This is a genomic window from Oscillibacter sp. CU971, from assembly GCF_905219725.1.
Taxonomy (GTDB): Bacteria; Bacillota; Clostridia; order Oscillospirales; family Oscillospiraceae; genus Oscillibacter.
In genome coordinates, this window is sequence record NZ_CAJMXG010000091.1 from 1 (window position 1) to 11,536 (window position 11,536).

Below are 11,536 nucleotides of genomic sequence, written 5' to 3' on the forward strand. Positions count from 1 at the left end.
GTGTAACATAGCTATCACCTTCTGATAACATTCTACACCTCAAGTCAATGCACTGTTATTTTATTGGATTGCTATAGTAATCTATATCTTCATCTGGATGCCGTGTACACGTACATGCTGATGGAGTAAGCAGGAAACAGTCCCCTCTGGGAAGCCGGTGCAGGCCATCACCGAATGTCGGTTTCCGGCTTTGTAACAGCCGGGCGCGGCTCATCATAAGCACCGAACCCGCAGCCGGAATAAACGCGGATGGGGAAGATTGACAGCCGTCGAAACTCCCGGTATAATGTCGAATCAGAAGAAAAAATCCCCGGGCGCCTTGGCCCGGAGGCGGGAGGCCGGGAAACCATGGGAAAACATTGGGCGGCGGGCGCGCTTTTGGCGCTGGCGCTTTTGTGGGCGGTCTTGGCCTCGCCCCCGGCGTGGGCTCAGGAGCGATCGGCGGGGAGAGAAGCTCTGGAAGAAAAACCGGAAGAGGAAACGGCCGGGGAGGGGCTGGAGGTAATGGCGATCGAAGAGCCCGCCGCCGTCCTGGAAGATTTGCGGGCCGTGGAGGCGGCGGGCGTTTCGGAAGAGGGACGGGACGCCGCCCGGTGGGCCCTTTACCGGGAGCTGCTGCCCCCGGGGGAGAAGGGGCGCTTTGACGGCGAAGAGCCGGTGAGCCGGGCCGGGGCGGTCCAGGCCCTCTACCGTCTCAGCGGCATTTTGGTGCGGGTGGACGAGTGTCCGTACGCCGACGTGCCGGAGGAATATCAGGACGCCGTGGCCTGGGCGGACAGCGTGGGGGTCAGCGGCGGCGTGTCGGAGGGCCTTTTCGCTCCCGCTTCTCCGGTGACCCGGAGCCAGCTGGCGGTGATGCTCCACCGCTTCGCCGCCTGGCGCGGGGAGGATATGGAGTGCCGCCTGGCCGTCTCCTGGGAGGGGGGACAGGTCCCGCCTTACGCGGAGGAGGCGGTCAACTGGGTTTTGGAACGGGGCCTCTATGAGGGCATGACGGACCGCGGGCTCTACCCGGATCTTCCGGTGTCCCGGCTGCAATTGGCTTGTATTTTGGCGAGGCTCCAAAAGGACCGGGACTCGCTGGCGGGGGAATTGTCTCTTCCTGAGGGCGGAACCGTGAGCCTTTCCAGGCTGAAGCACGAGGAACTGGACCAGGCCATTGCCGGCGCGGCCCGCCGCCACGGGGCGGTGGGGGTCCAGGCGGCGGTCATTGAAAACGGAGCCGTCACCGACGTGTATCACTACGGCTGGGCGGTGCGGGGGAGCGTCCCCATGACGGACGGCCACAAGCTGCGCACCGNCTCCCTCTCCAAGGTGGCGGTGGGCCTCGCCGCCGCGCTGCTGTGGGAGGAGGGGGCCGTGGATTACGACGCGGACATCGGCGCGTACTGGGGCGTGGAGACGTGGAAGCCCGTCACCATCCGCTCCATGCTGAGCCACACCTCCACCCTGCTGAACAGCGAGAGCATCGCCTGGGACTACGCGGGCGTGAAGGCCCAGCTGAAGGGCCCCTCCGGCTACGGCGGGGGTGCGCCGGGGGATCTGCGGTATTGGAGCTATAACAACCACGCCTTCGGCGTCCTGGGCCAGACCCTGGAGCTGGCGGCGGGACGGTACTTAGACGACGTGTTGGAGGAGCGGCTTCTGGGCCCCATGGGAGCGGACGGCTCTTTCACCGCCGGAGAGCTGAGGGAGCCGGAGCTGGTGACCCAGCTGTACCGGGGAAGCGCCCTGGGCCGCTCTGTGGGGAGCCAGCTGGGGGTCCGCCGGTGGAGCGCGCCGGGGGCCACGGGACGGCAGTTTGCCGGGGGTTTTACCGCCAGCGCTTACGACTGCGGGAAGCTGGCGGCCCTGCTGGCGGGGGACGGCTGTTTCGAGGGCGTGCGGCTTATGGAAGAGCCCTCCGTAGAGCTGATGGAGAGCTGTGAGGACCGGGCGATCTCCGGCGGGACGTATCAGGCCCTGCCCATGCGGCTGGGGTCCGGCCTCTATGGCCGGGAACGGCTTTATTACCACACCGGCAGCGCCTACGGCGTATACAACCTCCTCAGCTATGACCCGGACGCCGGGGACGGAGTGGTGGTGCTGACCACCGGGGCAGACGGGGGAAGGGACGAATACGGCATCTACGCCGTCTGCGGAGAAATCAGCCGGATATTGTATGAGGCCGTCGCCCAATGAGAAGAGCGGAAAAACGCTCCGGGAATTTCCCGGAGCGTTTTTTCTGCCTGCGGCTCAAAAGAGCTTTTTCAGCCCGTCCAGCTTGTCCCCCAGGCCGGAGGCGGCCAGCTTGGCCTTGATTCCCGTCACCAGGGGCTGGAGCTGCTCGTCGGGCAGATTCATGCCGGTGAGCTGCTCCAGCGCCTTCACAGGGTCCTTCTGAAAGCTTTGGAGGAGGGCCGGGTCCTTCTGGAGCTTGGAGACCAGCTCCTCAATAGTGGCTTTCACGTCGATGCTCATAGGTACGCTCCTTTTCATGTGCGCTGCGCCGGGAGGGCCCGGCGGCAAGTTTATCATAAAAAAATTGGGGATATTTGTCAATCCTTTTTGGGTGAAAACGGAGAAAATGCAAAAATTTGAAAATTTCTATTACATGTTTTCCCTAAAATGTGGTAAACTAAAGGAAAAGAAAATCAAAATTGCCGGGCCGGAACCCGGCGGAAGGGAGGAGCGATGTTTCAAGTCGGAGAGCTGGTGGTATACGGCTCCACCGGCGTGTGCCGGGTGGAGGGAGTCTCCAGGATGGACCAGCCCGGCGGAGACCGGGGCAAGCGGTACTATGTCCTCAAGCCCCTGTGGCAGGACGGGGTGATTTACGCCCCGGTGGACAGCGAAAAGGTGCCCATGCGCCCGGTGATCAGCCGGGAGGAGGCGGAGGCCCTTATTGACCGGATGCCGGCCATTCCGGNGGCGGCCTGCCGGGGCGGTACGCCCCANGCCCTGGCCCAGCAGTACCAGTCCNCCGTCCGGGACGGGGGGCATCAGGCCCTGATTGAGATGATGAAGGCCATCCGGCACAAGCGGGGGATGGCGGAGTCCAAAAACCGCCGCCTGGGACTGGTGGACGAGCGGTATATGAAGCAGGCGGAGCGCTTGCTTTACGGGGAGCTGGCCACGGCGCTGGAGATTCCCTATGACCATGTGGAGGGCTATATTGCCGTCCGGCTGGAGGGCGCGGAGGAGTCCGCCGGATGAAAAACAGGGAGACGGGGAAGACCCGTCTCCCGCCGCGTTACCGGATGATTTCCCGGACGAGCCTTGCCGTCATTCCCCAGATGGCGCGGCCCTGATAGCGCCAGATGGGAATCTCCACCCAGCCGTGGCTCCAGGGGTAGTCCCGGGGGATGCCCACGGGGCCGTAGGGGAAGTCCTCCGGCACCTGGGGGACCAGCTCGTAACGCCGGAGATCCGGCGGCGTCTCCCGGAAGAAGGCCAAAGGGACGGTGAAGGCCTCCGCCACCTCCGCCGGGAAGGGGCGCAGGGACTGAAGGCCCGCCTGGGACACCAGCCCCAGCACCGGGCGGAGGAGGAAGCCCCGCTGGCTGCAGATAAAATCCGGCGTGCCCAGGAGGGTGACCGCCTCCCGGGGGATGGACAGCTCCTCCTCCGTCTCCCGCAGGGCGCAGTCCTGAGGCGTCTCCCCAGGCTCCATCCGCCCGCCGGGGAAGCAGACCTCCCCCCCTTGGGAGACTTGGGAGGACCGGACCTCGAAGAGGAGGCGGAGGCCGTCCTCCCCTTCGACGAGGGGGCAGAGGACGGCATAGCTCCGGGAGGCCCCCAGGAGGCCCGGCTCATGGCCCTGAAAGCGGCGGGCCAGCCGCTCCAGCTCCCCCGTCACAGCAGCATGGTCAGCGCCTGGCGGCGGTTTTNAATGTCCACCGCCGGGGCGCTGGGGGCGTACTCCCCGTCCAGGGACCAGGGAAGCTCCTCCTCCGTTTCAAAGTGGATGGAAGAGACGTGGCGGAAAACCAGGCCCTGGCTGTCGTACTGCTGGTTCAAAAGGGCGTGGACCAGGCTTTGGAGGTCCGCCGCCGTCTTGGGGCTGGGANTGAGCAGCATTTCAAACAGGCCGTCGTCCAGTACCACCCGCTCCGGGTTCAGCTTCATCAGCCCCCCGATGGAGGTGGAGTTGCACACCGCGCCGAAGAGGTATTCCCCGTCCAGCACCTCCCCGCCGGCGGTGAGGCGGACGTGGTAGGGCCGGAGGGTGCTCAGGTCCTTCATGCCCTCCAGGATATAGGCGAAGTGGCCCAGGGCGTTTTTGGCGTTTTGGGGAGCGGCGTAGCTGGACCGGGTGAAGGCCCCGAAGGAGGCCACGTAGAGAAAGCTCCGCCCGTTCCAGAAGCCCACGTCCAAAAGCCGGGGGACGTTCCGGGCGATGGCGGCGGCGGCCTCCGCCGGGTCGCCGGAGATGCGCAGGCTGGCGGCGAAGTCGTTGGTGCTGCCCTGGGGCAGATAGCCCAGCAGCGGAGGGCGGCGGAGCTGGACCAGGCCGGAGACCACCTCGTTCAGCGTCCCGTCGCCCCCCACGGCCACAACCAGATCGTAGCGCCCGCCCTCCCGCCTGGCGGTTTCGGCGGCGTCGCCGGGGGCGGAGGTCACATGGATGGAGAGGAGATATCCCGCCTGGGAGAGGGCGGCGGCGGCGTCGAACAGGGGACCGTGGGACTTGCTTTTCCCGGCCCGGGGGTTGACGATCATCAGGAGCTTGCGGGGTTTCATGGGGCCCACCTCCAGAGAGAGTTTTGATTACCGTACAGTATAGCACAGCGCTTGTGAAATTACTGTTAAAATTGGCGGNGTTTCCCATGGGGCGGGAAAAAGAGGATTGCAATTCCCCCGAGCCCCGTGTAGAATGGGAGGAGAGAAAAAAGGAGGCGCGGGCCATGGAACGGAAAAACCATTACTTCAGCATGGGGGTGTCGGCGTTTGTGACCGCCGCCGCCGTTTTGCTGTTTTACGACACCCTCTTCGGCGGGAAGGCCGTGCTGGCCCTGCTGGAGACCGTGCGGCCTATCCTCTACGGGGCCTTCATCGCCTATCTGCTGGCCCCTATGGTGAATTTCTTCGAGCGCCACCTCTTCCCGCCCCATCCGGAGCGGGAGCGGAAGNGCTCCCAGGCCATGCTGATTCGCACCGAGGGCATTCTGCTTGCCTGGCTGGTGGTGTGGTTCTTCTTCTACCTGCTGGCCTCCGTGCTGCTGCCGGAGCTGTATAAGAGCGTCCTTCAGCTCATCGCCAACGTGGATAAGTACTATCAGACCATCAGCGGCTGGGTGACCAGCCTGTCCAATCATCTCCTGGAGACCAACCCTGACCTGGCTCAGCAGATTGTGGAGAAGCTGGGGGACTATTTCCAGGACTTCGGCAAGTGGCTGTCGGGTTTGCTGCCCCAGCTTCAGACGGTGATGACCACCGTGTCCGGCGGCGTGTGGAGCGCGGTGAACTTTGTGATGGACCTGCTGGTGGGAATCATCGCCTCCGTCTATCTGCTGGCCACCAAGGAGCGCTGCGCCGCCTATGGACGGAAGCTGGTTTACAGCCTCTTCCCCCGGGAGCAGGTGGGCCTGGTCCTCCGGGGGACCAAGCGGGCGGATACCATTTTCTCCGGCTTCGTCCGGGGGAAGCTGCTGGACTCCATCATCATCGGCATTTTGTGCTTTGTCTGCTGCTCCATCTTAAAGTTCCCTTACACGCCCTTGGTGTCCGTCTTCGTGGGCGTGACCAACGTGATCCCCTTCTTCGGCCCCTTCCTGGGGGCCATCCCCAGCACCTTCCTGATTCTGCTGGTCTCCCCCCGCCAGGCGCTGTATTTCGTGATATTCGTCCTGGCCCTCCAGCAGCTGGACGGCAACGTCATCGGCCCCAAGATTCTGGGAAACACCACCGGCCTTTCCAGCTTGTGGGTCATCATCGCCATTTTGGTGGGGGGCGGCTTCTTCGGCGTGGCGGGCATGTTCTTCGGCGTGCCGGTGTGCGCCTGCCTCAACAGCCTCATCAACTTCTTCGTGGACGCCCGGCTGCGGAAAAAGGGCCTCTCCCCGGACTCCGGGGAGTATGCCGCCGGAGGGGCCTATGGGCCCCGGCCGGAATAAGCGCCGGCCCCTTCCGCTCCGGTTCTTCCGGCCGCGTTTCAAGGGGGCGGGCGCGGCCCTGCGGATTTTCCGCCCCTGGGGGCGGGGGTAAAAAAATTAGGGAAACGTTTGTGAAAACTATTGCAATCGTTTTTCCCGTCGTGTACAATACGGCCTTGGGGCCTCTGGGAGACCGGAGGGTCCCGGGGCTTTATTCATGAAGAGCCCGCAAAAGTGAATAGAGCCGAATTATTTTGTCCGGGCGGGACATTCCCCGTCCAGCGCTGACCCGGGGACGGGCAGCGACGAAAGGAAACAGACATGAAGCGGAAACTTTTGGAGATTCTCCTCCTGCTGGGGCTTTTGTGCGCCGTACTCTGCGGATGCAAAGACGGCAGCGCGGCCCAGACGCCGGAGGACGAAAGCGGCTCCAACGAACCGGCGGCGCAGCCTTCGGAAACTCGGGCGAACGAGATTACCGTGGGCATCGCCCAGGACCTGGACGAGAGCCTTGNCCCCCACNAAGCGGTNGNGGCAGGGACCAAGGAGGTCATGTTCAACGTATTCGAGGGCCTGATGAAGCCCACCCCGGAGGGGGACTTGATCCCCGCCGTGGCGGAAAAGTATGAAATTTCCGACGACCAATTGACCTATACCTTTACCATCCGGGACGGGATCAAGTTCCACAACGGCGACCCCGTGACGGCGGAGGACGTGGGCGAGTCCCTGGCCCGCTGCAAAAATGGCGGCGACGGCATTTTTGAGGTGGAGGCGTTTTCCAATATTCAACACATGGAGACGGCGGACAGCCGGAGCATCGCCATCANCCTAGGAGAGCCCGACAGCGAGTTTTTNNCCTATCTGACCGCGGCGGTTCTCCCCGCGGGCTATGACGGGCAGGATACCGCCCCCGTGGGCACCGGGCCCTTCAAATTCGTCTCCCGGGCCGCTCAAGATAACATCGTCCTGGAGCGCTNTGACGATTANTGGGGNGAGAAAGCGNATCTGNATAANGTCACCTATAAGATCATCGAAAACGCGGACAGCATCCTCATGAGCCTCCAGAGCGGGGCGGTGGACCTGTTCGCCCACCTGACCAGCACCCAGGTGGCCCAGCTGGGGGACGAGTTCAACATCGAAGAAGGCACCATGAACCTGGTCCAGGCCATGTATCTGAACAACGCCGTGGCCCCCTTCGACGACGTGCGGGTCCGCCAGGCCCTGTGCTACGCCATCGACCGCCAGCAGATTCTGGACCTGGCCTTCGACGGCTACGGAAGCCTCATCGGCTCCAGCATGTACCCCGCCTTCGGGAAGTACTTCGACGACTCCCTGACCAATTACTATACCTACGACGTGGAGAAGGCCAAGGCCCTCCTGGCCGACGCGGGCTATCCCGACGGCTTTGCCATGACCATCACCGTGCCCTCCAACTACCAGCCCCACCTGGACACCGCCCAGGTTATCGTGGAGCAGCTGAAGCAGGTGGGCATCACCGCNGAAATTCTCCCCGTCAACNGGGAGAGCTGGCTCAACGACACCTACATGGGCCGGCAGTTCCAGGCCACCGTGGTGGGCGTGGACGCCTCCACCATGACGGCCCGGGCCCTGCTGGAGCGGTTTACCTCTACGGCGGGTAATAACNTNATCAATTATAACNACGCNGAGTATGACGCCATCTTCCAGGCGGCCATTGCCGCGGCGGACGACGCCGCCCAGACGGCGGCCTACAAACAGGCGGAGGCCAATTTGACGGAGAACGCCGCCAACGTGTACATCCAGGATCTGGCCGATCTGGTGNCGNTCCGCAAGGGCCTCACGGGCGTGCGGTTCTATCCCATCTACGTGCTGGATCTCAGCGGCATCCGGTATACGGACTAATTTCAAAAACGAGAGAGCAGAGTGTGAAGAGCGAAATCTTCACGCTCTGCTCTCCGCGCCTTTCAGAGGGGTACTTGCTGATGAAATACGCGTTGAAACGGGCCGCGGCGGGGCTGGCGACCATCCTGATCGTCTCCTTCCTGACCTTTGCGGCCTTCTCTCTCATCTCCGGCGACACCGCCACCGCCATGCTGGGCACCTCGGCCACGCCGGAGCGCCTGGCGGCCCTCCGGGCAGAGCTGGGGCTGGACCGGCCCCTGCTGGTCCGNTACGGCGAGTGGCTGCTGGGCTTTTTCACCGGGAACCTGGGGGTTTCCACCAGCTATAAGCAGCCGGTGTGGGAGAGCCTGGGGGCGAAGTTTCGCCTGACCCTGTGCCTGANCCTGCTGAGCTTTGTCCTGATTACGTCGGTGTCCATCCCCCTGGGGCTCTGGTCCGCCGGGCGGAGGCGGTTCGAGGGGGCCCGGACGGCCCTGAACCAGCTGGGCATGGCGGTGCCGTCCTTCTTCACGGGGATTCTGCTGTCCTGGGTCTTCGGCGTGGGGCTGAAGTGGTTTATGCCGGGGCAGTTTCCCGACGGGAAGGAGGACTTCGCCGGGGCGGCGNTGTANCTGTTCTTTGCCGCCGTGGCCCTCTCCATTCCCCNCATCGCCATGACGGTGCGGATGCTCCGCAGCACGGTGCAGGAGGAATTGGGGAAGGACTATGTGCGCACCGCCATTTCCCGGGGAAACGACCGGGGCCAGGTCCTGCGGCGGCATGTGCTGAAAAACGCCCTGCCCCCGGTGGTCACCTTCCTGGCCCAGACCATGGCGGAGATTGTGGCGGGGAGCATTGTGGTGGAGCAGGTCTTTGTGATCCCCGGCCTGGGGCGGATGCTGGTGACCTCTATCGCGGGCCGGGACTATCCGGTGGTCCAGGCCATTGTGGTGATCCTGGCCTTCTGGGTGGTGCTGGCGGGGACGGCGGCGGATCTAATCAATCAGCGCATCGATCCCCGGCTCCGGATAGGAGGTGCGGCATGAAACGGCGAAACGGCTTTTTAACCGCCGGGCTGGTCCTGACCTGCGCCCTGGCGGCGCTGATCCTCCTGGGCTTTTTCTGGACGCCCTACGACCCCAACGCCATGGCGGCGGGGCCCAAGTTCGGTGGGCCCTCCCCGGCCCACTGGATGGGCACGGACAACTTCGGCCGGGACATTTTCAGCCGGGTCCTCAAGGGCGCCGGGGCCACGGCCTCCATCGCCCTGGCGACGCTGGCCATCGGGGCGGTCTGCGGGTGCCTGGCGGGGGCTCTGACGGGCTGCTTCGGCGGGCCGGTGGACGAGCTTTTGATGCGTCTCAACGACGCGCTGACGGCCTTTCCCAACATCCTCCTGGCCCTGGTGGTGATCTCCTTGCTGGAGCCGGGGAAAAAGATCAACGTCATTCTCGCCCTGGGGCTGGTGTTCATCCCCAGCTTTGCCCGGGTGACCCGGACGGCCTTCGCCTCCCTCCGGGACGTGAACTATATCAAAAGTGCCCGGCTGATGGGAGCGTCGAATCCCCGGATTCTGGCAATCCACATGCTGCCGAACACGGCGCCGGTGCTGCTGCCCGCCCTGACGATCGGCTTTAATAACGCGGTCCTGGCGGAGGCGTCCATGAGCTTTCTTGGCATCGGCGTGACGCCGCCGGACGCGTCTCTTGGCTATATGCTCTCCGAGGCCCAGGGGATGCTCTTCGCCGCCCCCTGGTACGCCGCCGGGACGGGCCTTGTGATTGTGCTGATGGTGTTCAGCGTGGGCTTGCTGGGCGAGGGCCTGCGGCGGCAGGACAAGGGGGTGCTGTGATGCTGGAGATACGGGACCTTCATGTGAAGTTCCTGGGCCGGGACCGGGAGGCCGTGGCCGGGGTGTCCCTCTCCATCCGGGCGGGGGAAATCCTGGGCCTGGTGGGGGAGTCCGGGTCCGGGAAGACCGTCACCGCCATGAGCGTGGCGGGCCTGCTGCCCCGGAAGCAGTGTGATTATTCCGGGGAGATTCTCCTGGACGGGAAGGAGCTGCTCCACGCGGACCGGGCGGAGCTGCGGAACATCCAGGGCCGGGAGATCGGCGTGGTGTTCCAGGAGCCCCAGAGCGCCCTGGACCCCCTGATGAAAATCGGCCCCCAGGTGGAGGAGGTCCTCCGGGTCCACACCAAACTGGGCCGGGAGGAGCGCCGCCGCCAGGCGGTGGAGGCCATGGCGGCGGTGGAGCTGCCGGAGGCGGAGGCGGTGTATGAAAAGTACCCCCACCAGCTCTCCGGGGGTATGCTTCAGCGGGCCATGATCGCGGCGGCGGTCATCGCAAAACCCAAGCTTTTGCTGCTGGACGAGCCGACGACGGCCCTGGATGTGACCATCCAGGCGCAGATTCTGGAGCTTTTAAAGAGGCTGAACCGGGAGTCCGGCGTGTCCATGCTCTTCATCTCCCACGACTTGAACGTGGTGCGGAAGCTCTGCGGCCGGGTGGCGGTGATGCAGCGGGGGCTGCTGGTGGAGGAGGGGGAGGCCCAGGAGGTCTTTCATCACCCCCATCACCCCTATACCCGGCGGCTCATCGCCGCCATCCCCACAAGAAAGCGGAAGGAGGGCGGGGCATGAACGAGCTGGTGTTATCCCTGGACCATGTATACAGCGGCTACAGCGACGGCGCCGGCCCCTTCGGCAGGCGGACGCGCCAGGAGGTCCTCCACGACGTGACCTTCGACGTGCGCCACGGGGAGATTCTGGGCCTGGTGGGCGAGTCGGGGACGGGAAAGTCCACCCTGGCGAAAACCATCCTGGGGATGGTGAAGCCGGACCGGGGGACCGTGACCCACTACACGAAGCGGCCCCAGATGATTTTCCAGGACCCCTACAGCTCCCTCAACCCCTTTTACAGCGTGGAGTGGACCCTGGAAGAGCCCCTGCGGGTCTACGGGAAGTACAATAAAGCGGAGCGGAAGCGCCGGGTCCGGGAGATGCTGGAACGGGTGGAGCTGCGGCCGGAATGTCTGGGGGCGAAGCCCTCGGAGCTCTCCGGGGGCCAGCGCCAGCGGGTCAGCATCGCCGCGGCGCTGATCCGGCGGCCCAAATTCCTGATTGCCGACGAGCCGGTGTCCGCCCTGGACGTGACCATCCAGGCCCAGATTCTGGATTTGCTCCGCGCCCTCCGGCAGGAGCTGGATCTGAGCTACCTGTTTATCTCCCACGATTTGAACGTGGTCTACCAGCTCTGCGACCGGGTGCTGGTGATGAAGAGCGGCCGCATCGTGGAGCAGGGGACCGTGGACGAGATTTTTGACCATCCCAAGGAAGACTATACCAAGCAGCTTCTGGCTGCCGCGGAGTGACGATGAGAACATATTTCCACAAGTACCGAAACCTGCATATCTGGCTGCTGGCGGATTGCATCCTGCTGCTGGCCTTCTTCTCCCTCCGGGGGCAGAGATGGCTGATGAACGCCGTGGCGGAGGGCTTCACCGGCCCCCTCCGGCGGGGGCTGGGGCGGCTTTGCTATTTGGTCCCCTTCTCCGTAATGGAGGTGGTGGAAGCCCTGGCGGTGCTCCTTGGAATCGGAT

The 11,536-nt window shown here is 64.3% G+C and carries 11 protein-coding genes and 1 pseudogene; 9 read left to right on the top strand and 3 right to left on the bottom strand.

What is annotated here, in order from left to right; translation table 11 throughout:
• Positions 1–348: 348 nt before the first annotated feature.
• The gene (locus JX325_RS08100; protein ID WP_204790655.1) at positions 349–2,181 is read left to right on the top strand and encodes a serine hydrolase; all 1,833 of its coding nucleotides are present in this window, start codon (positions 349–351) and stop codon (positions 2,179–2,181) included.
• A 54-nt stretch (positions 2,182–2,235) separates the two neighbouring features.
• On the opposite strand, the gene JX325_RS08105 is transcribed toward JX325_RS08100, so the two are convergent.
• Entirely contained in the window at positions 2,236–2,460 is a 225-nt protein-coding gene (locus tag JX325_RS08105) for a hypothetical protein (protein WP_204790656.1), read from the bottom strand.
• 213 nt (positions 2,461–2,673) lie between these two features.
• Here JX325_RS08105 and JX325_RS08110 point away from each other — a divergent pair, with 213 nt between their 5' ends.
• On the top strand, positions 2,674–3,195 hold the full coding sequence (locus JX325_RS08110) for a CarD family transcriptional regulator (protein WP_204790657.1): 522 nt from the start codon (positions 2,674–2,676) through the stop codon (positions 3,193–3,195).
• A gap of 37 nt (positions 3,196–3,232) precedes the next feature.
• Here the strand turns inward: JX325_RS08110 and JX325_RS18445 are convergent, their stop codons facing one another.
• Entirely contained in the window at positions 3,233–3,838 is a 606-nt protein-coding gene (locus tag JX325_RS18445) for a CoA pyrophosphatase (RefSeq protein ID WP_204790658.1), read from the bottom strand.
• On the bottom strand, positions 3,835–4,722 hold the full coding sequence (locus JX325_RS08120) for a diacylglycerol kinase family protein (protein ID WP_204790659.1): 888 nt from the start codon (positions 4,720–4,722) through the stop codon (positions 3,835–3,837). Before JX325_RS08120 ends, JX325_RS18445 begins: the two co-directional genes overlap by 4 nt.
• A 164-nt stretch (positions 4,723–4,886) precedes the next feature.
• Between JX325_RS08120 and JX325_RS08125 the strand changes: the two genes are divergently transcribed.
• The 7 genes and pseudogenes from JX325_RS08125 to JX325_RS08155 all read left to right on the top strand — a co-directional run.
• Entirely contained in the window at positions 4,887–6,095 is a 1,209-nt protein-coding gene (locus JX325_RS08125) for an AI-2E family transporter (protein WP_204790660.1), read from the top strand.
• A gap of 300 nt (positions 6,096–6,395) precedes the next feature.
• Positions 6,396–7,955, top strand: a complete 1,560-nt coding sequence (locus JX325_RS08130; protein ID WP_204790661.1) for an ABC transporter substrate-binding protein — start codon at positions 6,396–6,398, stop codon at positions 7,953–7,955.
• A gap of 80 nt (positions 7,956–8,035) precedes the next feature.
• Positions 8,036–8,980, top strand: a complete 945-nt coding sequence (locus JX325_RS08135) for an ABC transporter permease (protein ID WP_204790662.1) — start codon at positions 8,036–8,038, stop codon at positions 8,978–8,980.
• Positions 8,977–9,786 carry an ABC transporter permease gene (locus JX325_RS08140; protein ID WP_204790663.1) on the top strand — a complete coding sequence of 270 codons (810 nt, stop codon included), beginning with the start codon at positions 8,977–8,979 and terminating at the stop codon, positions 9,784–9,786. The genes JX325_RS08135 and JX325_RS08140 overlap by 4 nt, the downstream gene beginning before the upstream one ends.
• Entirely contained in the window at positions 9,786–10,577 is a 792-nt protein-coding gene (locus JX325_RS08145) for an ABC transporter ATP-binding protein (RefSeq protein ID WP_204790664.1), read from the top strand. Before JX325_RS08140 ends, JX325_RS08145 begins: the two co-directional genes overlap by 1 nt.
• The gene (locus tag JX325_RS08150) at positions 10,574–11,308 is read left to right on the top strand and encodes an ABC transporter ATP-binding protein (protein ID WP_204790665.1); all 735 of its coding nucleotides are present in this window, start codon (positions 10,574–10,576) and stop codon (positions 11,306–11,308) included. Before JX325_RS08145 ends, JX325_RS08150 begins: the two co-directional genes overlap by 4 nt.
• Before the next feature lie 2 nt (positions 11,309–11,310).
• Positions 11,311–11,536: pseudogene (locus JX325_RS08155) on the top strand (DUF3810 domain-containing protein); the annotation flags it as partial.

Excerpts from the sequence above, each read along its gene's own strand:
- JX325_RS08105 (WP_204790656.1), bottom strand. The coding sequence starts at position 2,460 with ATGAGCATCGACGTGAAAGCCACTATTGAGGAGCTGGTCTCCAAGCTC.
- JX325_RS08140 (WP_204790663.1), top strand. The coding sequence starts at position 8,977 with ATGAAACGGCGAAACGGCTTTTTAACCGCCGGGCTGGTCCTGACCTGC.
- JX325_RS08145 (WP_204790664.1), top strand. The coding sequence starts at position 9,786 with ATGCTGGAGATACGGGACCTTCATGTGAAGTTCCTGGGCCGGGACCGG.
- JX325_RS08150 (WP_204790665.1), top strand. The coding sequence starts at position 10,574 with ATGAACGAGCTGGTGTTATCCCTGGACCATGTATACAGCGGCTACAGC.